The following is a 24155-nucleotide window of genomic DNA, read 5'->3' as shown; positions in this document are numbered from 1 at the left end:
TTGAATGTTGAATGTTGGATTGAGGTAAAAATCCTTTTTTAAAAGATTTTGAATGTTGAATGATAGATTATGGATTGAGGTAAAAATCCTTTTTTAAAAGATTTTGAATTTTGAATGATAGATTATGGATTGAGGTAAAAATCCTTTTATTTAAAAAATCCCTTCCTCAATCCAGCATTCAGAATCCATAATCTAAAATCCATAATTTATAATCCATAATCTAAAATTCATAATCCAACATCCAATACCCCTTTTCTAATCTTTCTATTTACTATTTAAACGAGTTATGATATTTTCTTTTCAGGAGGAATTATGAGGAAATTAGGTTTTATTCTTGTTTTAATATCCATTTTTTCAATATCCTGCAAAGTTCATCTTTCAAAATACGATAAAAAGTGCAAAAAAACCAATACTTTTATTTTTCTGTTTAACAAAACAGTAAAATATCCCTTAAAGTTAATAGTTGATGGAAAAGAAATCCCAATAATCCATAAAAAAGGAGACAAACTTTACATTTACAATTTAAAAGACGGAGAGCATGAAATAGACTTTATCTCTGATTTTTACATCTTTAACCGCCCGGTAAAGAGGATTAAAAAGGGCAAGGGGCTTTTATGTTATCAGGTTGTGCTGGTTACAAAATATCCAAAAGATTTTTACAAGGATAAACTTAAAAAACCGCCAATTGGAAAGAGGATTGTAAACTTTTTTAAATTCTGGAAAAGCAGAAAAGAAGAAAAACAGATAAATAAAAATGAGGTTTATGCAGTTTTAAAGGATTAAATTAAATAGCATTTTCTTTTAAAAAAGATTCAAGATATTCTCTATCTTCTGTGTTTATAGCTTTAAACTTTATAAAAATTCCTGGCACATTCCACTTCCCTGTTTCTTCCACTCCTTCCTTAACCTTTTCAACAATTTCACCTACAGCTTCAACAACTTTATCAAATTGAGGTAAATAAAAACGAACAACAACATTTGCCCCTATTGGATAATCTATTGTTGTTTCAGCAAACATTCCTCTCATGCTTAAAAAAGAAACAGGCAAAATTTCAACATCCTGGTCAAGTGAATACTCAATAGAAATAGGAATCTTCAATTGTTTAAGTTCTAATTTATTTTTAAAATTATCCATATCTTTCCTTATGCCTTTTTATCAAAAGGTTTTGAAAGTTTTTTTTTAAAATTATCTGCTTCCCTGAAGCAATTATCATCCCTTTATCAACCATTTCTTTAATAGCCCTTGTTACCGTTTCCCTTGAACTTCCTACAATTGAAGCAATTTCACTCTGGGGAAGCCTTTCAAATACAACACTACCGTCTATAAGTTCTCTTCCCTTAACACTTGCCTCTTTCTGAAAGTATTCTGCCAATCTATCAAAAACATCTTTGCTCATTAAACCTAAAATTCTTTCATTTGCCTCCCTTAACCTCATGCTTAACACCTTTAAAATAGCACCTGCAATATGTTTATTGGAAACAATTTCATTAAGAAAACTCTCCCTTGAAAGCTCAAGCAATTCAGTATCGGTTAAAGCAATTACATTTGCAGAACGAGGTTCACCATCAAGAAGGCTCATCTCCCCAAAACAGTCTCCCTTTCTTAAAGTAGAAAGGATAATCTCCTTCCCTTCCTCTGACATTAAACTAACCTTTACCTCACCTTCAAGTATAAGATACATTGAATCACCTAATTCATTTTCACTGACTATAATTTCCCCTTTTGTCACTCTTTTTTCTTTACAATGTATAAGTATCTCTTTAAGGTGCTTTTCTGAAACCTCGGAAAAGATGTAAACCTTTTTTAACAAATCAATTTTAATCTCCAGATTCATCCATACCTTCCTTATCTGCAATTAAAATTGTTTGAATAGCATGTTTAAAGACCAATTGCTCTACTCCCCTGTTTACCAGAAGTATTGTAAACTTGTCAAACGATTTAATCTTGCCTATTAACCTTTTACCACTTACAAGAAAGATGTGAATTAAAAGCTTTTCCCTTCTAACCCTGTTTAAAAAATCATCCTGAATATTAATGGATTTTTCTGTCATAATTACTCCTTATTTTTTGCTAATTCAATTTTAATATAATCTTTGATTTCATCAAAAGGTATTTTTTTATTTAACGGGTCAACCTCAAACCATTTTATAGGCTTATTTTTAAACCATGTCATCTGCCTTTTAGCAAACCTTCTTGTGTTTTTCTTAATGTCGTTGATTGCTTTTGTTAGGGTTATCTCCCCCTCTATATAAGAGATTAATTCCCTGTAACCTATTGCTTTAAAAGGGTGAAGTTCTCTATCAGAATATTGAGAGTAAAGTGTTTTAACCTCATTTAGCAATCCTGCCGTTATCATTCTGTCCACCCTCAAATTTATTGCTTCATACAGTTTTTCTCTATCCGCTTTTAAGCCTATAACTATAAATTCAACATTATCAAGCAAGGGTTTTGTTTTCTCCCACATTGAAGAAAGAGGCCTGCCTGTTGAAAAATAAAAAGTTAACCCCCTTAAAATCCTTTGAGTATCCGATGGATTTATCCTTTGTGCAAAGTCAGGGTCAATCTTTTCAAGAAAAGAATAGAGGTATTCAGTGCCCATAATTGAAATTGTCTTTTTTAGACTCTTTTCTGCAGATTTATCCACATTATCCTCTTCAAAAAAACCGAATATTAAAGCCTGCGTATAAAGCCCTGTCCCTCCTACAACAACAGGCAATTTCCCCCTTGATAATATTTCTTTTATAGTTTTAGAAGCCCTTTTGGCATACTCACCAGCAGAAAACCTCTCTGTTAAATCGCATATGTCAAAAAGGTGATGGGGAACTTTTTCAAAGTCTTCCCTTGTCGGTTTTGCCGTTCCTATATCCATACCCCTATAAACCTGCATTGAATCTGCATTAACAATTTCCCCATTTAACTCTTCCGCAAGTTTTATAGCAATGTCAGACTTTCCAGTTGATGTTGGGCCAACAATTACTACAACTTTATCCATTTCTCCTCCGTTAATATTAATTTAACAGAAAAGACTGATTTTTACATTAAAAATGTTGACAATCTATGGAAAATAAAATAAACTTTCAATCTGACAGATAAATTATGTGGAGGTTTTAATGGCAAACACAAAATCAGCAGCCAAGAGAGCCAGACAGGCTTTAAAAAGAAGAATGAGAAATAGAATGGCAAAATCCCAGATTAGAACTGCTATGAAAAAAATTAGAAGATGGGTTGAAGAAAATAAGGTTGAAGAAGCAAAAAAATTCTTACCTGAAGCTGTTTCTCTCATTCAGAGAAAGGCTGATAAAGGAATTATTCACAAAAACACTGCAGCAAGGTATGTATCAAAACTTACCAGACTTATCAACAAAGCTTCTGCAAACGCGTAAGTTTGAAAGAAACTTGAGATTAAACGGCGGGTTTATCCCGCCTTTTTTTTTTAAAATTCCCTCAAAAATGCTAAAATTTACAGGAAATAAAAAAAGGGAGTAATTATGGAAAATAAAATAAGAGTAAGGTTTGCGCCAAGCCCAACAGGGCATTTACATGTAGGGGGCGCAAGGACTGCACTTTTCAATTTCCTTTACGCAAGAAAAACAGGCGGTAAATTTATTTTAAGGGTTGAAGATACAGACTTAGAGCGTTCAACAAAAGAATCTGAAGAGATGGTTTTAAACGATTTAAGATGGTTAAACCTTCAATGGGATGAAGGACCGGATATTGGCGGAGATTACGGCCCTTACAGGCAGAGTGAAAGACTTGATTTATATAAAAAATACGCATATCAACTCCTTGAAGAGGGCAAGGCTTACAGATGCTTTTGCACCGATGAAGAGTTAGAAGAAATGAGAAAAAAGGCTGAAGAGGAAAAAAGGCCTCCCCACTATGACAGAAGGTGTTTGCGCTTAAGCGAGAAGGAAATTAAAGAAAAATTGGATAAGGGAATTCCATACACAATAAGGTTTAAGGTGCCTGAAAAAGATTATGTTCTTTACGATTTGGTAAGGGGAAAGGTTGAGTGGAAAAGCGGTGTTTTGGGAGACTTTGTTATTCTCCGTTCAAACGGTATGCCTGTTTACAACTTCTGCGTTGTTGTGGATGACCACCTTATGGAAATTTCCCATGTAATAAGGGCTGAAGAGCACCTTCCAAATACATTGAGACAGATGATGCTATATGAGGCATTAGGCTGGAAGCCTCCTAAATTTGCCCATGTATCCCTTATTTTAGGAAAAGATAGAAGCAAGTTAAGCAAAAGACACGGTGCAACAAGTGTTTCTCAATTTAAGAAAGAGGGATATTTGCCTGAAGCAATGACAAATTACCTTGCACTTTTAGGCTGGAATGACGGCACAGATAGGGAAGAATTTACTTTAAAAGAGTTAATTGAAAAGTTTTCATTAAAGAGGGTATCAAAATCCCCTGCTGTTTTTGATACAGATAAACTAAACTGGATTAACTCTCTTCATATTAAAAAGTTATCAGATGACAAATACCTTGAATTATCAAAGGAATTTGTACTGGACAAATACCCGTTTCTTGAAAAGGCATACACAGAAAAGAAAGACTGGATTCTTAAAGTGATTAATATGGTTAAAAAGGGGTTAACTGTTTTAAAAGAAATTCCAGATGAAGTTTCATTTCTCTTTGAATACAAGCCGTGGGAAGAAAAAGAGATTTTAGAGTTGTTTGAAAATGATAAAAAACAACTTGAAGCATCAAAGGTTATTGCAGAAAAACTCTCCGAACTTGAAGAAATTACAATTGAAAACCTTTGGGAAACAGTAAACAATGTTAAAAAGGAAGGCTTTAAGGGAAAATATCTATTCCACCCTTTAAGAGTTGTTGTTTCAGGCAAAAATTCAGGCCCTGAAATTGATGTGTTAACTGAATCCCTTATTGAAGGAAGAGGGATTGAACAGGTTATTCCAATTGAAAAAAGGGTTAAACTCTTTTTAGAGCATTTTTAAAAATGATAATTTACGGAGTAAACGCAGTAAAAGAATGCGTTAAAGCAAACAAAAAAAACATTGAGTACATTTACTTTTCAAGGAAAAAGTTAGGCTTTGAGGTAAGAGGGATACCTGTAATTAGAAAAGACAAAAACATTTTAACAAAGATTGCAAAAACAAATGAGCATCAGGGTGTTATTGCAAAACTTAAATCCTTTGAATACGCCAAGTTAGAAAGTGTTATTTCTGATAAAGAAAATATAAATCTGGTTTATTTGGACAGGGTCAACGACCCCCACAATTTAGGGGCGGCAATAAGGGTTTGTGAGTGTGCGGGAATTGATGCACTAATAATTGGTGAAAAATTTGGGGCAAAGGTAAGCCCTGCAGTTTTCAAAACCTCCACAGGTGCTGTGTGTTATCTTCCTGTGTGCCTTTCTGAAAATATTGGGGAAGATATTGAATTTTTAAGAAGAAATGGGTTTTCACTCTATTCAGTGGAAAACACAGAAAACGCCATCAACCTCAATGAATTTACCCTAAAAACAGATAAAAACCTCTTTATTTTTGGCAGTGAGGGAGAGGGGATTTCAAAGGATATATTGAAGAAAAGCACGGTAATTACAATCCCTATGAAGGGAAAGATAAACTCATTAAACCTTTCAACTTCGGTTGCAGCCTTTTTGTTCAGGGTATTAATTTAAATGTTTTTTGTTGTGAAAAGAATATTTTTTAATAGAATATATGTATAAAATTTAAAAGGAGAAAATTATGAATGAAGAAAAAAAAGAATTAACATTGGAAGAATTAGGGGAATATGTTGTTGATACAGCATACGGCATTCTTCAAAACCTTTTCGCAAACAAGGAAGAGATTAAGAAAAACTTTGAAACAGATGACCCGGACTGGGAAAAGGCATTAGACAGGTTTATAGAATTTTACAAAAAAGATGAAAAGGCTGCATTAACAGGAATTGTAATTTCAGCACTTGTAACAAGTGATTTATTTGTTGAAATTCTATCTGAAAATGCTGAAGAAGAACACGAACACAATCACGAATAAAAGTTAAAGGGGAAAAAAGTTGCCTCAATCTCTCCTTGTTGGGATAACAGTTGGAATTTCCGCTTTAGCCTTTGTGTTAGAAAAAAAGACAAAGTGGGGAAAGCAAATATCAGGGGTTGTCATAGGAATGTTTACAATGATACTCCTTGCAAACCTAAAAATAGTTCCTGAAAAAAGCAGTGTTTACGACTTTGTCTATTCCTGGATTGTACCTATTGCAATACCAATGTTTCTATTTAAGGCAAACCTTGTTTCAATATTTAAAGAAACAGGAAAGGTTCTAATTGCCTTTATTTTAGGGGGGATTGGAACAATTATAGGCGCAATAACAATGTTTTTTGCATTAGGCGGCACAAAAGCATTGCTTAAACCTCTCGGGCTTTTCAGCGCAACATACATAGGTGGCACAATAAACTTTGTGGCTATTTCAGAATTACTAAAGATTGAGGGAGATACACTTGCAGCAGCGGTTGCTGCAGACAATGTTGTTATGGCTTTCCTCATTATGGGATTATTTTTCATATCAGTAAGTAAATTTTTTAGAAAATTCTTTAAATTTGAAGACAGAGATTACCTTGAAGAGATTGAAATTGAAGACAATGGTGCAATCTATCCCCTTGACATTGTTTATACTGTATCAATTGCAACAGTTATTGCCACAGTTTCAATGTTTTTAAGCACATTTACAAAGGGAATCCCGCATATTCTAATTTCAACAGTAATTACGGTAATCCTTGCAACAGCATTTCCTTCATTCTTTGGGAAAATTAGAGGCAGCGAAGAAATAGGAATATTCTTTATGTATATGTTTTTCACCGTTGTTGGGGCAAGTGCAAACATTCACACAATTATTCAAAAAGGGCTATACCTTTTTGTATTTGCCGGGGGGACAATTTTAATTCACCTGATTTTTATTTTAATCACAGGATACCTTTTCAAAATTCCCCTTCCTGAAATTCTCATAGCCTCAAACGCAAACATAGGAGGGCCAACAACAGCATGCGGAATGGCAATGGCAAAGAAGTGGGAAAAGTTGGTTGTTCCTTCTGTTTTAGTTGGACTGTTTGGCTATGTTATTGCAACAATTCTTGCATACAACATAGTTCAAATTGTTGGCTATTTAATTAAATAAAATCTATTTTGAAATTAAATTCTCCAATGATTCTTTGTAAACATTAAAGTCATTGTTTGAAAATAAAACCATTTCAACCAATTCCGGCTTACCATTTTCCTTTAAAAAATCAATAATTGTCTTTAAAGCCACATTTGAGGCTTCTCTTACAGGATAACCAAAGATGCCTGTTGAAATTGAGGGAAAAGCAATTGATTTCAAGTTGTTTTTCACAGCCAACTTTAAAGAGTTTTTATAGCAATTTGAAAGATATTTTGCATCCTCTTCCCTTCCAGAATAAACAGGCCCAACAGTGTGTATAACATAGTTTGTAGGAAGATTGTATCCATTTGTAATAACAGCTTCTCCTGTGTCGCAAAAGCCTATCTCCCTGCACTCTTTTGCAAGCCCCTCCCCTGCTGCCCTGTGTATTGCGCCGCAAACTCCACCACCAGGCAACAACTGCCTGTTTGCAGCGTTAACAATAGCATCCACCCTCTCTTTAGTGATATCACCTTTTACAAGCCTTAAAGTGCAATTGTTCACTTTTACTTCCATATACCCCCCTTAACAGAAAAATAAAATTATTCATCTATAAATTTAATCCCCTTATTCTCAACTGCAAGCAAGAATAAAATATACCTCTACTTTTTATTCACAAATTACACCATTAACCATCAAGAAAATAGATTTGGCTTCAACATTTTTCACTTTTTAAATTTTAAATGAAATTAAATATCAAATGAAGGCATAAAAAAAATGGTGGCGGTGGAGGGACTCGAACCCCCGACACTGCGGATATGAGCCGCATGCTCTAACCACCTGAGCTACACCGCCACACGCAAAGAGAATTATATTGAAAAAGCCCTTGAAAATCAAGAAAAAAAATAATGCAAAAAAATCTTACTCATTCCCTTTTCTTACAATGATAAACATAAAGTGTGGGCACATTTGAAGAGCAATTGCAGAGGAATATCTTTTTACAGCACTTGCACACCTTATCCTTTGAAGTTATTAAATAAAAATCATTTGGTTTTATTACATTTTCAGAATATACAAACTCCCCTGTAATCCTCTCCAAATTCAATGCCAATGACACAAACTCAGGCTTTAAAGTGTTATCCACAACAACTGGCAATCTCTTATCAGGAAACAGAGTGTATATTCGGTAAGCAATCTGCTTGTAATTCTTTTTTGTGTTTGCCCTGTACAAATATAAACCGTGGATGTAAAAGAGAAAGAGAAACATTGAAAAAACAACGAGGAAATCAAAAACATAGTACTTAAATCTCAAAAATAATAGAAGCAGAACACCTAAAATAATCAGGACAATTCCCTGGAAAACAAACCCATGCTTAATAACATAAAATGAAAAAATGAAATAAATTGCACTTAAAAACAGTATTGAAAACCACTTAATACTATCCTTTAAAAGATACCCTTTAGGGCATAAAAATGATAAAGTTATGGCAAAAAAAGGTGCGGCTGGCATAAAGTATCTTCCCTTTCCCCCTGGAAATACTGTCATAATTAGAAAGGAAGTAATAAAAATCAAAAAAGAAGTCATAAAAAGTTCATTTTCTTTCAACTCTTTTGTCAACTTTTTGTCAAAGATAAAAATAAACACTATACTCCAGGGGAAAAGGGCTAAAAATGCCCTCAAGGGAAAGGTTATTAGATGCAAAACTACAAATGAAAAAGAACCAACCATTCTGCTTGAAACCTCATTTGAAAAAACTAAAAGAAGAGAATTTAGATTTGCTTTCTCTGCAAATAAAAATAGCCATAAAATAGGAAAAATTAGAGAAAGAACAAAGTGAAAAACCAACTTTAAAAAATTTTTGCTAAAATTATCTCTTTTAAAAGCATAGAACAAAACCAAACCTGGATAGAAAAATATAGGAGAAATTCCTTTTGTTAACATTGCAAGCCCCATAAAGATTGAAGAAATAATAAAAAAACTTAATGACTTTGACTTTTGCCAGAAATAATATGACAAAAAGATTAATGAGGTAAATAGAATATCCGGCTCTGCTTTGTTTGCATACGAAATCAAGGTAACATAGCTTGTTAGAAAAATTAGTGAAGCAATAAAGCCCTGTTTTCTGTCATCAAAAAGAAAAAAAAGAAAAAAACCTGTCAAAAGAAAAGAGAGAACAGAAGGTAACCTTGCATCAAAATTTGTTATTTTCCCGGTTATTTTCCCGAGAAAAAGGATAATCCAGTTTTGTAATGGAGGCTTTTTAAAGTATGTTTCATAACAAACGGTTGGAACTATATAACTTCCCCTTAACAGCATTTCATTTGCAATTATCGTTCTTCGAGGCTCTTCGTGGTATAGAGGCATTTTATTTGTGTAAACCAATAAATTTGCTGCTAAAAAGAGGATTAAAAGCAATAAGGTTTTAAAATTCCTTTTCAATGAAAACATAATAACCTCTCTCTTTCCTTTCACTTAATAGGATAATTCTTTTTAAAAAAGGTAACAATTAAAAACAGGATTTGATGTAATCTTTGAAAAAATTTAATATTTCATTAACAGATTTTGAGGACTGCACTTTTGAGGCAAAATGATGGCCAAATTTCAAATTTTTAGAAAAATACCAGGTAAACTCTTTAATTCTTCCTAAAGCTTTTTCAGGGGGGAAGAATTCTTTGTATAATTCAAGCATTCTTTGATAAAGATTTATTAAAAAATCAGGGGTAATTTCATACTCCTTCTCCGAAATTTCCCCGAAAATCCAGGGTTTCTGCACAGCTGCCCTTCCTATCATCACTCCGTCACAACCTGTTTCTTCAAGCATTCTAAAAAAATCTTCCCTTGTTTTAACATCTCCGTTTCCAATAACAGGAATGCCTGCAATTTCCTTTACAAAAGCAATATACTCCCACTTTGATTTTCCCTTTAACTTCTGCTTAACAAGCCTTGGGTGAACAGTTATTGCATCTGCCCCCGCCTCTTCAACCATTGAAATCAAATCTTTTAATAATTCCCTGTCCTCTTTCATCCCAATTCTAACCTTTACTGTAAAAGGTTTTGTTAACCCCCTTTTAACCGCTTTTAAAATTTTAAATGCAAGGTCTAAATCGGAAAGCAAAAAAGCTCCAGCCTTTCTCTTTTTAGCAATCTCAGGTGCAGGACAGGAAAGGTTAAAATCAATAATGTCTATATATTCTTCCTTGTTAAGCCTCTTTGCAGCAAGAAAAGCAGATTCTTCATCAGATGCAAAAATCTGATAGGCAATAGGCCTTTCTCTAACACTATCAATACACCTTAAGTATATTGATTGAGAAAAATCTTCGTACAAAACACTTTTAGAGCTTAACATTTCAGAAAAAAACAAACCAGGTTTTTGATATAAAAGGATTAAATTTCTGAAAGGGGAATGAGTAATCCCCGCCATAGGAGCAAGTATGGCGGGGAAGTCTATCGTTAAATTTGCAATTTTAAGCGGTTTCAATAAACTCATAAGAGTTTATCTGCAAATACCTCTCTGGCTTTGCTCAATAAAGTCTGCAAAATAAAGAGCCTCAGGAATATGGGGAAATTCCCTTCTAATTTCTTCAAGGGCTTCTTTAAGTTTAAGCCCTCTTCTCACAAGAATTCTATAAGATTTTTTCAATGCATCAATTGTTTCCCTTGGAAATCCCTTCCTCTCAAGGCCTATAACATTTATGTCGTAAGTTTTAGCCCTGTTTCCAACAGTTTTAACAAAAGGAAGTGCATCTTGAGTAATAACAGAATAACCACCAATAAAAGCATGGTCCCCTATTCTGCAAAACTGGTGAACACCTGAATAAGCACCAATATAAACTCCATTTCCAACAGTAACATGCCCTCCTAATGTTGCACCGTTAACAAAAATATTGTTATCACCTACAATACAGTCGTGGGCAATATGGCTATAAGCCATTATGAAGTTTTTTGAACCTACTATTGTTTCGCTTCTGCCTGTAACAGTGCCTCTGTGAACAGTTGTGTATTCACGAATAACATTTTCATCCCCTATTACAGTTTTAGTCTCTTCTCCATGGTACTTTAAATCCTGTGGAGGGTAACCTAAAACACAAAAGGGGTAAATAACATTGTTTTTCCCAATTTCAGTATTTGAATCAATTTGCACATGGGAAATCAACTTTGTACCATCACCTATTTTTACATTATCGTTGATCACGCAAAAGGGGCCGATCTCAACATTTTCCCCTATCTCTACATTTTTACCGACAATTGCGGTCGGGTGAATCATAATTCCTCCTGTTTACATTTCTGCAAGTGCCGAAGAAAAAGTTGCTTCGGCAACCATTGTTCCATCAACAAATGCCTTACCGTGCAATTTGCAAAATCTTTTTTTTAGGTTTAACACCTCAACTTCAAATGTTATTGTATCACCCGGCACGACAGGTTTTCTAAATTTTGCCTTTTCAATACCGGCAAACACAAGTGTGCCTTTTACCTCTCTCTCAACTAAAAGGCAAATAGCACCTGCCTGAGCCATTGCTTCAACAATTAAAACACCTGGCATTACCGCATGATGTGGGAAATGCCCCTGAAAAAAAGGCTCGTTACCTGTAACATTTTTAATTGCTTTAATTTTTTTATCAGCCTCAACTTCCAAAACTCTATCAATTAAAAGAAATGGGTATCTGTGAGGCAGAATTTTTTTTATTTCTTCAAACAAAATAGCCATTCTCTCCATCCTCCTCTTACTCTTATCTAATCTTCCTCTTTTATTTTCTTTAATTTTTTATACATTTCAGGAAGTTTGGATATATATGCCTGTAACCTTTTCCACTCTCTGTCATTTATAGCAGGGTATCCAACAACAAACTCACCGTCTTTAACAGACTTTAAGACAACAGAGCCTCCTCCTATTGTCACTCCCTTGCCAATTTTAATGTGGCCTGTTATACCTGCTTTCCCTGCTATAACAGTGTAATCGCCAATTTCAGTACTTCCGGCAATACCAACCATTGCAACTAAAATACAGTTTTTCCCTATTTTTACATTGTGTCCTATCTGGACAAGGTTATCAATCTTTGTCCCTTCTCCAATTACCGTTTCTCCAAAGGTCGCCCTATCAATTGCAACATTGCTTCCAATCTCAACATTATCTTCAATCCTGACAATCCCTATTTGAGGCACCTTATTGTGCACTCCATTTGCAAAGTGGAAACCAAAACCGTCCCCTCCGATTGAGGTGTTTGCTCCTATTTGACAGTTTTTTCCGACTTTACAATTTTCAAAAACAGTAACATTTGAATAGATAACAGTATTGTCTCCAATTTCAACATTATCAAGGATTTTAACCCCCGGGAAAAGCCTTACATTGTCCCCTATTTTTGTTCCTGCACCTATATAACAAAAAGGGGCAATTTCAACATTTTCACCTACTTCTGCGTCAGGATGAACAAAACTTTTTGATAAATCTAAATGTATCTTTGGTGGCTCAATAAATAATTTTTCAATCTCAATAAACGCAAGGTAAGGGTCTTTTGCTATTAAAACAGGCTTTTTAAAATCTGCGTCAATCCCCTCAGGGATAATTATCGCTCCAGCATTTGAGTTTAATGCCTTTTCAAGGAAAGATTTATCCCTGATATAACAAAGTGAAAAGGGAGTGGCACTCTCGATAGAAGCCACTTCCCTTATCTCTTTATCTTCCCCTTTTAAAACAAGGTTAAATTTTTTAGCCAGTTCTGAAAGTTTGAAAACTTTACTTTGTAGCATCAAACCTCTTGATTACTTCCTGTGTAATGTCAACAGCGGGAGAGTGGTAAGCAATACCGCTCTGAGCCCTTGAAAAAACAATATCAATTCCCTTTTCTTTTGCAATTTGTTCAACAATAGGCTGCAAGATTTTTCTAAATTTTTCAAAACCCTTTGTCTGTTTTAATTGAAATTCTCTCTTTGCATCATCCTGCATTCTCTTAATCTCAATCTGCATATCAGAAAGTTTCTTCTGCATTTCCATTGCCTTATCCTCAGAAAGAGACGGAGCCTTTGCCTTGTACTCTTTCTGCAACTGCTGGAATTCAGCAACCTTCTTTTTAATTTGTTCATCTTTCTGCTTTGCAAAAGCATCCAACTCTTTCAGAAAAGCCTTTCCCTTCTGGGATCTTAAAATCACCTGATCAGCATCTAAAACAGCTACCTTTGTCTGAGCAAAAACAGACCCTGCAAAAAGAATCCCAAATACAATCGCACAAAAAACTCCAAATTTTTTCATAACACCTCTCCTTTTTAAATTTATTTAGAAGAACTTTAAAATATAGTCCCTATGGTAAACTCAATATTTCCCTTCTTTTCAACTCCAGGTATCTCATCAAGCGGGAATCCATAAATAACTCTCATAGGCATTTGAAATACCGGGAGATTAAACCTTGCCTCAAAACCCCACGAACGCTTAAGTGAGTATTCATTAGAAAACCAGCCCATATCTTCTGTCCAGACACCTCCCATATCGTAGAAAACTGCAAATTGAAACCTGTTTTCAACAGGTATAACATATTCAAGGTTAGCAACAAACATCTTTGTACCACCAATTAACTGGTTTGTATCAGGGTCAACAGGAGCAATTCTTCTGTAATCATATCCCCTTACAGTGTTTGTACCACCTATAAAGTATCTGTCATAATAAGGAATTACATTACCCTCAAGTCCCTTTTGATAGTACGCGGTTATGTTCACATCAAAGAAACTCTTTTTGTAAGCCGGAATCAGCTTTAACGCTTTTAATCCTATTGTATACTTAAAATTATCTCCACCTAACTGCCAGCCTGCATACTCAAAACTCAAAGAATACTTTTGCCCCTCTGTAGGCATAAATGGATGGTTTAAAGTGTTGTAGGTAAGTGCCTGGAATATTGAAGATGTTAATCTGTTTGAAATAGGTTTAAAGATTGAGTTTTGTTGTAATGAAGAACCAGGAACATCAACTAACTCATACTTATACCCGATAGAGTAAGTTAAAAAAGTGGTTAATCTAAATCCAAAACTAAAGCTAAAACCACTTGCCTTTCTCGAAAAGTTATAGTATTCAGACTCACTATTAAATATATTAACCGTAAAAGAATGGGGATAATCAAATATCCATGGTTCGGTAAACATAATATTATAGTAAGTAATTCTTGCACCTGTTGTTGCTGAAACACTTAACTGTTCACCTCTGCCTAAAAAGTTTCTCGTTGAATATGAACCCTGTAAGAAAAACCCTGAAAATTCGCTGTAACCACCACCAAAATTCAATTCATTAACACCACTTTCTTCCCCCTCTACAACAACATTAACCTTGTTTTCTCCAGGAACCAATTTAATATGTGGTTCATGCTGAGTTATATCAAAAAATCCCAATTGGTTTATTTTAAGCATACTGTTTTTGAAAGCATCAATCCTGAAGACAGAACCCTCAGGGATGAGGAATTCTCTTCTTAACACCTTATCTCTTGTTACATCGTTTCCTTTAAATTCGAGCCTGTGTAAAACAAACCTTTTCCCTTCATTAATTTTAAAAGTCAAATCAACAATGTTACCATCCCTGATTTTTGTAATTTTCTCCATTGTAAACTGCAAATACCCAAAATTGTTATATGTTTCAGAAATATCTTTTACAAATTCGTTAATTTTATCAAGATTGTATGGCTTCCCTTCTTCCAATTCCCATTTTTTTACAAGATAAGTGTCAGGTAAAACCTTGTTACCTACAAAGGAAACCCTACCAATAAAGTACTGTTTCCCTTCGTGAATTGGGATGGTTATATACATTCTTAAATCCTGTTTAATCTTTTTGTGCTCCTTTAATCTCTCTTTATTCTTCTTTTTTTGCTTTTCAGAGGTAAAGTCCTTAACTTCTATTTTTGGTTCTCCAACATATATGTCTTTATAACCATGTTTCCAGTAAAACTTTTTCAGATTTTCTATTGCTTCATTGTACTTCTTTTCTGAATAAATATCAGTTGCCGAAATCCATGAAAACATCCAGTGCTCTTTAAGTTTTTTAAGCTTTTTCTTCAACTTTCTATCCGAATAAACTTTATTACCTTCAAAATCAATCTTATAAACATGAACCTTTGAGCCCTCATAAATTGTAAAAGTCAAATTTATAATATTGTTTCCCACCGAGGTGTATGCGTGCTCAACTTTTGTGTATTGATAACCTTTTTCTTTATATATATCAATTATAGCCTTCTTTATCCTTGCTATCTCTTCATAATCAAGCTGGCTGTTTTTTCGTAAGACAACCCCTTTTTCTTTTAATTTATCAAGAAGGGCATTGGGACCTACTGCGTGATTGCCTAAAAATTCATAGTCTTTAACTATCGGTCTTTCCTTAACGGCAAAGATAACTATCTTCCCATTTTTCCCATCTTCAACATCAACCTTAATATCTGAAAAAACCTTTAAATCCCATAGCCTTTTTATATCCTGAGATATTGTATCAAGGTCTAACTCCTGTCCCTCTTCGCTATGAATCCTGAATAATATAGATTGAGTGGAAATCCTAACATTTCCAACAACCTTTATCTTTTCAATAACCTCAGCCCTTACTGTCAAAGAACAAAAGACAACCAGAAAAATAACCAAATTTCGGATTTTTAACATTTAACCTCCACACCCTTCCCCTTTTTCTTTATGATAATTCCATTGTTCTGCACATCTATTGTGTATTCTCCTTCGCTGTTCTTGTAGTTTTCTATAATTGCATCAGATAATTTATCCTGCACATATTCCTGAACAGCTCTTTTCAAAGGCCTTGCTCCGTAGTTCAAGTCTTTGCAAGCAATATCAACAATCCAGTCTACAGCCTTCTCTGTAAGTTTAACCTGAATTTTTTTCTCTCTTAAAAACTCGTTTAAATCGTTAATAAGTATATAAACTATCTTCTTTAAATCATCCTTCCCTAACGGGTTGAATACAATAATTTCGTCTATTCTGTTCAGAAACTCTGGTGTAAAAAATCTTTTAACCTCCCCCATAATGTCAGATTTTTTATCCATTGGTTTAAGGTTCTCGTCTTTCACTTTAAATCCAGGATGTTTCCCATGGTGAATAATTCTTGAGCCTACATTTGATGTCATAATTATAATTGTATTTGAGAAATCTATTGTCTCTCCAAAAGCATCTGTAACTCTTCCGTCATCAAAAATCTGTAGGAGTATATTTATCAAGTCTGGGTGAGCCTTTTCTATCTCGTCAAGAAGTATAACTGAATATGGCTGTTTTTTTACCGCCTCAGTTAACTGACCACCCTCTTCATATCCCACATAACCGGGAGGGGCGCCTATAAGCCTTGATACCGAATGCTTTTCCATAAACTCTGACATATCAAATCTTATAAGAGACTTTTCACTTCTAAAAAGATAAACAGCAAGCTGCTTTGAAAGCTCGGTTTTACCCACTCCAGTTGGGCCTAAAAACATAAATACTCCTGACGGCCTATTGGGAGAAGACATCCCAAGCCTTGCTCTTTTTATGGCTTTAACAAGAATCTCAATTGCCTTGTTTTGCCCAACAATTCTTGAGTAAAGGTAATCTTTTAAATTTAACAGCCTCTCCCTTTCTCCTTCTGTTATTGACGACACAGGAATTCCTGTCCAATTGGCAACAGCTTCTTCTATATGCTTTGGTTCAACCTTAGGTTTCTCTTCAACCTCGCTTTTTGATATCCCTTTTTCTTCAAGGCTCTTTAAAAATTCTATTTTGACCTTAGCCCCCGCCTCATCTATTAAATCTATAGACTTGTCAGGCTGCATTCTCCCTGGAATAAACCTTTCCGAAAGACTTACCGCTTTTTTTAATGCTTCATAAGTATATTCAACACCGTGAAAATCCTCATACCTATCCTTAATCTCTCTTAATATATGCAGAGTTTCTTCAAAATCAGGCTGAACAACCTTTACTACCTGAAACCTTCTCATTAAAGATTTGTCTTTTTCTATATGTTTTGAAAATTCTTTATAGGTGGTAGCACCTATACACTGTAATTCCCCTCTGGCGAGAGATGGTTTAAGCATATTGGCAGCATCAAGAGAGCCTTCAGCAGAACCTGCGCCTACAATTGTATGAAATTCATCTATAAATAAAATTGCCTTTTCCTGCACAGCCTCTTTAATAATATCCCTTAATCTTTCCTCAAACTGTCCCCTATACTTTGTGCCAGCAACAATGCTTGCAAGGTCAAGGGCAAACAATGACCTGTTTTTTAAGCTATCAGGGATATTTCCTTCAACAATTCTCTGGGCAAGCCCTTCAACAATTGCTGTTTTCCCAACACCAGCATCCCCTAAAAGCAAAGGATTATTTTTCCTTCTTCTTGAAAGTATGTGAATTATCCTCTGAATCTCTACTTCCCTTCCAACACACTTATCAAGCTTACCCTGTTTTGCAAGCAAAGTTAAATCTTTGCCGTACTTTGAAAGATTTGGGAACTTTTCCTCTATATCTTCTTCATCTTCAATATCTGAGAAGAAATCAATATCCTTGTTTAACTCGTCTGTAAGGTAATTTCTTGCTTCAATTACACTTCTAAGTCCCGCATTTCTCAAAACAGTAACAGCGGAAGATGAAGGAAAATGTAATATAGCAAGGAATATATGCTCAACATCAACCTTATCGCTTTCAAAGGCAAAAGACTCTCTTATTGCCTGTTTTAGCATATTCTGAACTGTCTCGGTTAAAGGGATCTCTCCTCCATAACCTGACCTTCCCAATTTTACACACATTACATCTATTTCTTTTCTAAGAAGAATTGTATCTACTTTGCAGTATTTTAAAGTGGACATTACAAGAGAGTCTTCTTCCATTAAAACACCGTGAAGAAGATGCACTGAATCAACAAAGGGGTTTTGAAATTGCCCCGCTTTGTTTCTGGCAAAGAATAATACTCTCCGTGCCCTGTCCGTAAAGTTTTCAAACATAATTACACTCCAGCGTTTCCATAGAAAAGATTTTATCACATCTTTTGGCTATTTCTATATTATGAGTAACAATAATACAACTTAAATTATAAGTATTTCTTAATTGGAAAACATAGTCCATTACCATCTTTCCAGTTTTAGGGTCAAGGTTTCCTGTCGGCTCATCCATCAACAATAAATCCGGATTATTAACTATTGCCCTTGCAACAGCAACCCTTTGCTGTTCACCTCCTGAAAGCATTGTAGGAAAGTGCTCAAGCCTTTCTCCCAGCCCTACCGCTTTTGCAAGCATTTCAGCCTTTTTAAATCCTTTATCAAAATCCCCATTTCCTATAACAAAAGGCATTGCTATATTTTCTATGACGGTGAATTCTGGTAAAAGGTGGTGGAATTGAAAAACAAATCCTAAATGCTTATTTCTGAAAGTGCTTTTCTGGTCTTCTGTTAATGAAGAATACTTAACATTACCTAATTCAATTTCGCCTGAATCAGGCTTGTCTAATAATCCAACAAGGTTAAGCAAAGTACTTTTCCCTACCCCGGAAACACCTGTTATTGCCAGAAATTCACCTTTATTCAAATCAAAGGATATATTTTCCAATACTTTTAATACTTTATTTCCTGTTTTATAACTTTTTGAAATAGAATCTACCTTTAAGAGTTTACTCATACCTTACCGCCTTAGCAGGGTCTAACTCTGCAGCTCTTTTAGCAGGATAGATTGTTGCAAGATATGTTATTAATACAGTACAAAGAAAAACCAGCGCAACATCGGTGAACCTTACATCAAAGGGAATAAAAGAGAGAAAGTCGTAAACATCAGGGGGTAGTTTTATCAACTGGTATTTATTCCCAAAATATGCTGTTATAACTCCCAATGAACACCCCAAAAATGAACCTACAAAACCTATAACAATTCCCTGAAATTTAAAAATCTTCATTATTTGCTTATTTTTCATGCCCATAGCCTTTAAAATACCTATGTCTTTTCTCTTCTCCATAACCATCAAAATTAGAGAAGAGGTAATATTCAAGGCAGCAACGAGTACAATTAAACCTATAATCAAAGATACTATAATCTTTTCAATCTTAATTGCTGCAAAAAGTTTTTTGTTTGTATCCCTTAAATCAATAATAAAAAATTTAGGACTTAACACCTTTTTCAATTCGCTTTTAAACTTATCGATTTTATCAATTGAAGAACACCTGAACTGAACAAAATCAACTTTGTTTTTCAGGTTTAAAACACTTTGAAGATTCTTCAAATTTACAAAAACCCAGTTTTTGTCATACTCGTAAATACCACTTGAAAAAATACCTGAAACAGTGTAAGTCCTTATCCTTGGCATAATCCCCAGAGGAGTTTGGGTTGGTTTAAAAAACAAAACAGTAACCTTATCCCCTATTGTTAATCCCTGCCTCTTTGCAAGCTCCTCGCCTATTACGACACCGTTTAAGGGAATGGTCTTTAAATTAATTGAATCTAAAATTGTAGTGACCTTTTTTTCCTCATTTAAAAGAACCCCTTTAACAACAACAGGCTTGGATTCTGAGGATAACCCTCCTCTTAACAACCCCTGTGTCAATACGGCATAAGAGCCTGCTTTAAAATAGTGCAATTTTGACGCTTTTTTTATAATTTCTTCAGCCTCTTTAATCTCCATTGTGTCGCTAAGACTGTGCACAGACAGGTGTGAATTTGCATCAAGCAAATTTTCCTTCATTTTGTTGTGAAACCCTGTCATTAGTGAGAGGGCTATAATAAGAGAAAAAGTGCCTATAATTATTCCAAGAACGGAAATAATTGTAATTATTCCTATAAAAGTTTGATGTCTCTTTGCTTTAAGGTACCTTAAAGCAATAAAGGTTTCAGCTTTCATTAACCTATTTTTCTTGCTTTTCCTCTTTTTTAGGCCTCATATAAGGGAATAAAATTACATCCCTGATTGAAGGTGAATTTGTAAAAATCATTACAAGCCTGTCAATTCCTATTCCTTCTCCCCCTGTTGGCGGCATTCCATGCTCCATTGCAACGAGGAAATCTTCGTCCATCATCTGTGCCTCATCGTCTCCCTTTTCCCTCTCTTTTAACTGCATTTTAAACCTTCTCAACTGCTCATCAGGGTCATTTAACTCACTGTATGCATTAGCAAGTTCCATGCCGGCAATAAACAACTCAAACCTGTCAACAAATCTATCGTCTCCCTCAATAGTTTTTGTCAGGGGGGAAACCTCAATCGGATACTCAGTTATAAATGTTGGTTGTATAAGCTTTTCCTCTGCCACTGCCTCAAAAACTTCAGACAATAATTTACCGTAATTTAATTTTTCAGCATCTTCTATCTCCAACCTTTTTGCAATTGGCAAGAGGGTTTCTTTGGAGTTTAAATCCTCGTACTTTATATCCTTCCCAAACTCAACAATAGCCTCTCTCATTGTCATTTTCCTGAAAGGTGTTGAAAAATCTATCTCATGGTCAAGGTATTTAATCTTTCTTTTACCTATTACATTATCACAAATTGTGGTAAACAACTCCTCTGTAATCCTCATCATATCCCTTAAATCAGCATAAGCTTCGTAAAACTCAATCATAGTAAATTCAGGGTTGTGCTGGGTATCAACACCTTCATTTCTAAAATTCCTGTTAATCTCAAAAACTTTGTTAAATCCACCAATAATCAGCCTTTTAAGGTACAATTCAGGGGCAATTCGCAAATATAAATCAATATCAAGGGCATTGTGGTGGGTAATAAATGGTCTTGCGGCGGCACCACCTGGAATTAACTGCATCATTGGTGTTTCAACCTCTATGTACCCCCTTGATTCAAAGAATTTTCTGATTTCAGAAATAATCCTGCTTCTTAAAACAAAAGTTTTCCTTACTTCCTCGTTTGTAAGCAAATCAAGGTATCTCTGTCTATACCTTAATTCCTTGTCCTGAAGCCCATGCCACTTTTCAGGAAGAGGCCTTATCGCTTTCGCAAGAAATGTATAGCTTTCAACATTTACAGTTAACTCATTTGTCTTTGTTCTGAACAAAACACCTTCAACCCCTATAAAATCACCTACTTCAATCTTTTTTAAAAGTTTATAGCTGGGTTTTCCTATTTTGTCCTGTGCAAAAAATAGCTGGAGTTTTACCCCTTCGTCAAAAATATGCATAAAGGTAACCTTGCCCATAACCCTTTTGGCCACAATTCTCCCACAGGTTTTAACCTTTTTGTTTAATTCAGCAAGTTGCTCTGTATCGTATTTTTCAAAAACCTCTTTAATCTCTGCAGGGGTAATATCGTACTCAAATTTAACGGGATAAGGGTTGATTCCTGCATCAACCAATGCCTTTAAATTATTACGCCTGTTAGCAATATATTCGTTTACCTGTTTTTCGTTTGTCATAACAAACCTCTTCCTTTATTTAATTTTAAACAAATTGAATTATAGGAGAATTAACCACTTCAGTCAACGGAAAGCAAAAGAAGAATTGAAATCGGCAAAAATATTTTAAAAAAATTCTTGATTTTAGATTATGGATTTTAAATTGAGGAAAAATAACTTTAAAATAAAAAACACTCCTCAATCTATAATTCATAATTCATCATTCATAATTTTCCCCTAAAACATTTACCCCCACCCTAAACCGCTAATTACCTTTAACCCAATACCTTCTCCCTCCCTGAATTTTAAAATCCACCTCCACCGCCTCCGCCGCCGCCTCCGCCGGCACCACCTCCACCTGAAAAGCCAGAGGATGAGTCAGGAGCACTTGAAGATGAGGATATTGCGGAAGACATTGAAGATGCAAAGGTTGAAGAAAAGTTTGTAGCAAAAAATCCACCTGCATAAAACCTGCTACCTTCAAAATGTTCAGAAAGTGCGGCCTTATCAATTGCCCCTTCAAACTTTTCACTCCATTTTTTCTCTACCCCTAATGCAATGGCATAAGGGAGAAACCATTTAAAAGTATTTACATCTTTTGTGAATTTCAATTTATACTTAATGTAATCGTCTTCTGCCATTGAGAGATATAGTTTTAATCCTTCAATTTTATCCATTACCCTTCTGCCGTATCTGGTTGGTGCTTTAATCAGGTAAAAGAAAAGTATGTTGACAATTGCTAAAGCCACAACAATAAATCCTGCCTCAACAGATGCTGCTTTTGTAAGCATAAAAAATCCACCAAATTCACCTAATGTAAAAAGAATGGAAACTAAGCCTAACCCTATAATATTTACAATAGAAGTTCTTGATTTTAAGCTACTGATAAATTGGCTCCAGATAGCCACAACTCCAAATGTCCAGAATGAAAGCCAGAAAAGAATAAAACCGGCAACCGGAGGAATCCTTGAATAAATAGCAATAACAAAGAGTGTAAATAAGGAAAGAATAATCCCTGGAATTAAAAATTTAGAGTTTGAATGAAAATAAGTCCCCTCAAGCGTGTTTTTTAAAATCTTTTTAAAACCCTTAATTCCGTCTTGAATTTCAGCGTAGTTTGACTGTTTAAACTTAAAATAGCCACCTATAGCCAGCCAGCTTCCAAAAAGTTTTAACTCTTCAGGCGAGAGGTTTGAAGTATCGGTGGATTTTCTTTTCAAAGCAAAAATATTATCCTCTTCTTTAATTTTTAACACACCCTTTATTGCCATATTAACCAAAGCAGCAAGTAAACATTTTATTGAATAACCCATGTGTGCTATATAACAAACCTGTGCCGGGGAGAGATTATCAGGTGGTTCAAATTGAGGAACAATTGGCCCTTTTTCAGGGTCTCTTCCAACATAAAACCATACAATTAAATAATAAAGCAAAACTATAAGCAACCCTATTAACCCACCTAAAATATTTTTATTATCCTCTAAAATAAACATCATCTTTTCTTTAGCTGAAGGTTCGTGAACAATCCCCTTTCTAAATGCAACAACAATCGTCATTCCCTCATTGGAAGACAAAGGCCTTGTGCTTTCAAAAACAAGCCTTCCCATTGTGTCAAAATAAGCCTTAAAAGACTTTTCCCTTGAACCTCTATAACCTGTATAAGCAGTCCACTTTAAAAAATCATCAGTTTTGCACCCCTCAGGCAAAGAAACATAAGCAGTAACCTGTTTTATAGGGAAAATCCAGCCCTGCCCTGTAACATTCCAGTACAATTCATCGTGGTCTTTAAAAAAGCCAATCTGTCTGTCTGTAATATAGGTTAATCTAAAGGTATAAACCCCTGGTTTAAGGTAATAATTTTTTGAACCCATATAAACCCTGTAACCGTTTACCCTTCTCTCAACCCAGTAATTAATTCTTTCTCCATTTCTCTCAACAGACTCAACCTTAAATCTAACCTTTACCCTTCTTCCCATGCTATCCACATAATCAGTGGGAAACTCTCTGTAAATACCCCTCTTTATCTTTTTCCCCTCTGCCCTTACCGTTATACTCTCTATAACTAAAAGTGTATTATCTCTCCCAATTGTAATATCACTTTGATAATCAAGAATCTCTTCAGAGGCAAAGAGAGATAATGCTAAAAAACATAAAAGCAAAACTGAAAAAAGATGCTTCATATTAAGCCTCCTTAAAATCAAAGTATTTAAGCGGTTTTAAATTAAAAACCTTTGCAACAATTATATTTGGAAACTTCTCAATAAAGGTGTTGTAAGACTGAACAACACCGTTATAAAACCTTCTTGCCTTTTGCAAATCCTCTTCAATGTCTGTAATTTCCTTTTGCAATTCAAGATAGTTCTCATTTGCCTTTAAATCAGGATAGTTTTCAACGAGGGCAAACAGGGATTTTATACCCTCTCTAATTTCTCCCTCTAACTCTCCAGCATTTTTAACATTCTGCTTAAATGCAAGGTTTCTTACCTCAACAATTCTTTTAAGGGTTGATTTTTCAAAATCAGAATACCCCTTAACAACATCAATTAATTTCCCAAGTAAATCGTGCCTTTTCTTTAAAAAAACATCAATATCAGCCTCAGCCTGCTTTGCAAGGTTTTTGAAATAAATAATTTTGTTATAGATAAAAATCAGGTAAAAAAGAATAACCAGACAAAAAATAATTAAAACTGTACTCATAAAACCATCCTTATTTTTTAAAATAACTTTTCTATAATTTTACTATATT

General features: G+C 34.6%; 24 protein-coding genes and 1 tRNA gene. 6 read left to right on the top strand and 19 right to left on the bottom strand.

Features of this window, described 5'->3' with window-relative positions:
* The first annotated feature begins 312 nt into the window (after positions 1-312).
* Positions 313-783 carry a hypothetical protein gene (locus tag TTHT_RS02720; RefSeq protein WP_201328507.1) on the top strand — a complete coding sequence of 157 codons (471 nt, stop codon included), beginning with the start codon at positions 313-315 and terminating at the stop codon, positions 781-783.
* A gap of 1 nt (position 784) precedes the next feature.
* Here TTHT_RS02720 and TTHT_RS02715 read toward each other — a convergent pair whose 3' ends face one another.
* The 4 genes from TTHT_RS02715 to miaA are packed head-to-tail and all read right to left on the bottom strand — an operon-like array spanning position 785 to position 2993.
* A complete protein-coding gene (locus TTHT_RS02715) occupies positions 785-1135 on the bottom strand; it encodes a PilZ domain-containing protein (RefSeq protein ID WP_201328506.1) in 351 nt (116 codons plus the stop codon).
* Complete coding sequence (locus TTHT_RS02710) at positions 1128-1835, bottom strand: Crp/Fnr family transcriptional regulator (protein ID WP_201328505.1); 708 nt, start codon at positions 1833-1835, stop codon at positions 1128-1130. The genes TTHT_RS02715 and TTHT_RS02710 overlap by 8 nt, the downstream gene beginning before the upstream one ends.
* Positions 1819-2052 (bottom strand): RNA chaperone Hfq, encoded by a 234-nt coding sequence (hfq, locus tag TTHT_RS02705; RefSeq protein ID WP_236578197.1) that lies wholly within the window; start codon positions 2050-2052, stop codon positions 1819-1821. The genes TTHT_RS02710 and hfq overlap by 17 nt, the downstream gene beginning before the upstream one ends.
* Positions 2053-2054: 2 nt before the next feature.
* On the bottom strand, positions 2055-2993 hold the full coding sequence (miaA, locus tag TTHT_RS02700; protein WP_201328504.1) for a tRNA (adenosine(37)-N6)-dimethylallyltransferase MiaA: 939 nt from the start codon (positions 2991-2993) through the stop codon (positions 2055-2057).
* Between the two features lie 118 nt (positions 2994-3111).
* Here miaA and rpsT point away from each other — a divergent pair, with 118 nt between their 5' ends.
* The 5 genes from rpsT to TTHT_RS02675 all read left to right on the top strand — a co-directional run bounded on the left by rpsT (position 3112) and on the right by TTHT_RS02675 (position 7141).
* Positions 3112-3384, top strand: a complete 273-nt coding sequence (gene rpsT / locus TTHT_RS02695) for a 30S ribosomal protein S20 (protein WP_201328503.1) — start codon at positions 3112-3114, stop codon at positions 3382-3384.
* A gap of 105 nt (positions 3385-3489) precedes the next feature.
* A complete protein-coding gene (gltX, locus tag TTHT_RS02690) occupies positions 3490-4965 on the top strand; it encodes a glutamate--tRNA ligase (RefSeq protein ID WP_201328502.1) in 1476 nt (491 codons plus the stop codon).
* A gap of 2 nt (positions 4966-4967) precedes the next feature.
* The gene (locus TTHT_RS02685; protein ID WP_201328501.1) at positions 4968-5651 is read left to right on the top strand and encodes a TrmH family RNA methyltransferase; all 684 of its coding nucleotides are present in this window, start codon (positions 4968-4970) and stop codon (positions 5649-5651) included.
* Positions 5652-5718: 67 nt separating this feature from the next.
* Positions 5719-6009, top strand: a complete 291-nt coding sequence (locus tag TTHT_RS02680) for a hypothetical protein (protein ID WP_201328500.1) — start codon at positions 5719-5721, stop codon at positions 6007-6009.
* A gap of 19 nt (positions 6010-6028) precedes the next feature.
* Positions 6029-7141, top strand: a complete 1113-nt coding sequence (locus TTHT_RS02675) for a DUF819 family protein (RefSeq protein ID WP_201328499.1) — start codon at positions 6029-6031, stop codon at positions 7139-7141.
* 3 nt (positions 7142-7144) lie between these two features.
* Here the strand turns inward: TTHT_RS02675 and TTHT_RS02670 are convergent, their stop codons facing one another.
* From TTHT_RS02670 to TTHT_RS02600, 15 genes are all read right to left on the bottom strand, one after another.
* Positions 7145-7678: an O-acetyl-ADP-ribose deacetylase gene (locus tag TTHT_RS02670; RefSeq protein ID WP_201328498.1), complete on the bottom strand. Its 534-nt coding sequence runs from the start codon at positions 7676-7678 to the stop codon at positions 7145-7147.
* A gap of 202 nt (positions 7679-7880) precedes the next feature.
* Positions 7881-7957 (bottom strand) — tRNA-Met (locus TTHT_RS02665).
* A 70-nt stretch (positions 7958-8027) separates the two neighbouring features.
* Complete coding sequence (locus tag TTHT_RS02660) at positions 8028-9551, bottom strand: ArnT family glycosyltransferase (RefSeq protein WP_201328497.1); 1524 nt, start codon at positions 9549-9551, stop codon at positions 8028-8030.
* 58 nt (positions 9552-9609) lie between these two features.
* The gene (locus TTHT_RS02655; protein ID WP_201328496.1) at positions 9610-10590 is read right to left on the bottom strand and encodes a tRNA dihydrouridine synthase; all 981 of its coding nucleotides are present in this window, start codon (positions 10588-10590) and stop codon (positions 9610-9612) included.
* A 6-nt stretch (positions 10591-10596) separates the two neighbouring features.
* Positions 10597-11367: an acyl-ACP--UDP-N-acetylglucosamine O-acyltransferase gene (gene lpxA, locus TTHT_RS02650; protein WP_201328495.1), complete on the bottom strand. Its 771-nt coding sequence runs from the start codon at positions 11365-11367 to the stop codon at positions 10597-10599.
* Between the two features lie 12 nt (positions 11368-11379).
* Positions 11380-11808, bottom strand: a complete 429-nt coding sequence (gene fabZ, locus TTHT_RS02645; protein ID WP_201328494.1) for a 3-hydroxyacyl-ACP dehydratase FabZ — start codon at positions 11806-11808, stop codon at positions 11380-11382.
* A 26-nt stretch (positions 11809-11834) separates the two neighbouring features.
* Positions 11835-12848 (bottom strand): UDP-3-O-(3-hydroxymyristoyl)glucosamine N-acyltransferase, encoded by a 1014-nt coding sequence (lpxD, locus tag TTHT_RS02640; RefSeq protein ID WP_201328493.1) that lies wholly within the window; start codon positions 12846-12848, stop codon positions 11835-11837.
* Complete coding sequence (locus tag TTHT_RS02635) at positions 12835-13347, bottom strand: OmpH family outer membrane protein (RefSeq protein ID WP_201328492.1); 513 nt, start codon at positions 13345-13347, stop codon at positions 12835-12837. The genes lpxD and TTHT_RS02635 overlap by 14 nt, the downstream gene beginning before the upstream one ends.
* A gap of 35 nt (positions 13348-13382) precedes the next feature.
* A complete protein-coding gene (gene bamA, locus TTHT_RS02630) occupies positions 13383-15719 on the bottom strand; it encodes an outer membrane protein assembly factor BamA (protein WP_201328491.1) in 2337 nt (778 codons plus the stop codon).
* Positions 15713-18034, bottom strand: coding sequence for an ATP-dependent Clp protease ATP-binding subunit (locus TTHT_RS02625; RefSeq protein ID WP_201328490.1), 2322 nt, complete (start codon positions 18032-18034; stop codon positions 15713-15715). Before TTHT_RS02625 ends, bamA begins: the two co-directional genes overlap by 7 nt.
* Positions 18027-18704, bottom strand: a complete 678-nt coding sequence (locus TTHT_RS02620) for an ABC transporter ATP-binding protein (RefSeq protein ID WP_201328489.1) — start codon at positions 18702-18704, stop codon at positions 18027-18029. The genes TTHT_RS02625 and TTHT_RS02620 overlap by 8 nt, the downstream gene beginning before the upstream one ends.
* Positions 18697-19914, bottom strand: coding sequence for an FtsX-like permease family protein (locus TTHT_RS02615; RefSeq protein ID WP_201328488.1), 1218 nt, complete (start codon positions 19912-19914; stop codon positions 18697-18699). The genes TTHT_RS02620 and TTHT_RS02615 overlap by 8 nt, the downstream gene beginning before the upstream one ends.
* A 4-nt stretch (positions 19915-19918) precedes the next feature.
* Entirely contained in the window at positions 19919-21430 is a 1512-nt protein-coding gene (gene lysS, locus TTHT_RS02610) for a lysine--tRNA ligase (protein WP_201328487.1), read from the bottom strand.
* A 284-nt stretch (positions 21431-21714) separates the two neighbouring features.
* A complete protein-coding gene (locus TTHT_RS02605; RefSeq protein WP_201328486.1) occupies positions 21715-23589 on the bottom strand; it encodes a DUF2207 domain-containing protein in 1875 nt (624 codons plus the stop codon).
* 1 nt (position 23590) lies between these two features.
* Complete coding sequence (locus TTHT_RS02600) at positions 23591-24106, bottom strand: LemA family protein (protein WP_201328485.1); 516 nt, start codon at positions 24104-24106, stop codon at positions 23591-23593.
* Between the last annotated feature and the right edge of the window lie 49 nt (positions 24107-24155).

This window comes from Thermotomaculum hydrothermale (assembly GCF_016592575.1).
In the GTDB taxonomy this organism is placed as follows: Bacteria; Acidobacteriota; Holophagae; order Thermotomaculales; family Thermotomaculaceae; genus Thermotomaculum; species Thermotomaculum hydrothermale.
The sequence above is the reverse complement of the archived record's forward strand: the minus strand, read 5'-3'. Positions and strand labels throughout refer to the sequence as shown.

Bases quoted from the DNA above. Each gene is read 5' to 3' on its own strand.
- rpsT (WP_201328503.1), top strand. From the start codon at position 3,112: ATGGCAAACACAAAATCAGCAGCCAAGAGAGCCAGACAGGCTTTAAAA.
- fabZ (WP_201328494.1), bottom strand. From the start codon at position 11,808: ATGGCTATTTTGTTTGAAGAAATAAAAAAAATTCTGCCTCACAGATAC.
- lpxA (WP_201328495.1), bottom strand. From the start codon at position 11,367: ATGATTCACCCGACCGCAATTGTCGGTAAAAATGTAGAGATAGGGGAA.
- miaA (WP_201328504.1), bottom strand. From the start codon at position 2,993: ATGGATAAAGTTGTAGTAATTGTTGGCCCAACATCAACTGGAAAGTCT.
- TTHT_RS02655 (WP_201328496.1), bottom strand. From the start codon at position 10,590: ATGAGTTTATTGAAACCGCTTAAAATTGCAAATTTAACGATAGACTTC.
- TTHT_RS02605 (WP_201328486.1), bottom strand. From the start codon at position 23,589: ATGAAGCATCTTTTTTCAGTTTTGCTTTTATGTTTTTTAGCATTATCT.
- TTHT_RS02685 (WP_201328501.1), top strand. From the start codon at position 4,968: ATGATAATTTACGGAGTAAACGCAGTAAAAGAATGCGTTAAAGCAAAC.
- TTHT_RS02680 (WP_201328500.1), top strand. From the start codon at position 5,719: ATGAATGAAGAAAAAAAAGAATTAACATTGGAAGAATTAGGGGAATAT.
- lpxD (WP_201328493.1), bottom strand. From the start codon at position 12,848: ATGCTACAAAGTAAAGTTTTCAAACTTTCAGAACTGGCTAAAAAATTT.
- TTHT_RS02720 (WP_201328507.1), top strand. From the start codon at position 313: ATGAGGAAATTAGGTTTTATTCTTGTTTTAATATCCATTTTTTCAATA.
- gltX (WP_201328502.1), top strand. From the start codon at position 3,490: ATGGAAAATAAAATAAGAGTAAGGTTTGCGCCAAGCCCAACAGGGCAT.
- TTHT_RS02620 (WP_201328489.1), bottom strand. From the start codon at position 18,704: ATGAGTAAACTCTTAAAGGTAGATTCTATTTCAAAAAGTTATAAAACA.
- TTHT_RS02715 (WP_201328506.1), bottom strand. From the start codon at position 1,135: ATGGATAATTTTAAAAATAAATTAGAACTTAAACAATTGAAGATTCCT.
- TTHT_RS02600 (WP_201328485.1), bottom strand. From the start codon at position 24,106: ATGAGTACAGTTTTAATTATTTTTTGTCTGGTTATTCTTTTTTACCTG.
- TTHT_RS02670 (WP_201328498.1), bottom strand. From the start codon at position 7,678: ATGGAAGTAAAAGTGAACAATTGCACTTTAAGGCTTGTAAAAGGTGAT.
- TTHT_RS02635 (WP_201328492.1), bottom strand. From the start codon at position 13,347: ATGAAAAAATTTGGAGTTTTTTGTGCGATTGTATTTGGGATTCTTTTT.
- bamA (WP_201328491.1), bottom strand. From the start codon at position 15,719: ATGTTAAAAATCCGAAATTTGGTTATTTTTCTGGTTGTCTTTTGTTCT.
- TTHT_RS02625 (WP_201328490.1), bottom strand. From the start codon at position 18,034: ATGTTTGAAAACTTTACGGACAGGGCACGGAGAGTATTATTCTTTGCC.
- TTHT_RS02615 (WP_201328488.1), bottom strand. From the start codon at position 19,914: ATGAAAGCTGAAACCTTTATTGCTTTAAGGTACCTTAAAGCAAAGAGA.
- lysS (WP_201328487.1), bottom strand. From the start codon at position 21,430: ATGACAAACGAAAAACAGGTAAACGAATATATTGCTAACAGGCGTAAT.
- TTHT_RS02660 (WP_201328497.1), bottom strand. From the start codon at position 9,551: ATGTTTTCATTGAAAAGGAATTTTAAAACCTTATTGCTTTTAATCCTC.
- hfq (WP_236578197.1), bottom strand. From the start codon at position 2,052: ATGACAGAAAAATCCATTAATATTCAGGATGATTTTTTAAACAGGGTT.
- TTHT_RS02710 (WP_201328505.1), bottom strand. From the start codon at position 1,835: ATGAATCTGGAGATTAAAATTGATTTGTTAAAAAAGGTTTACATCTTT.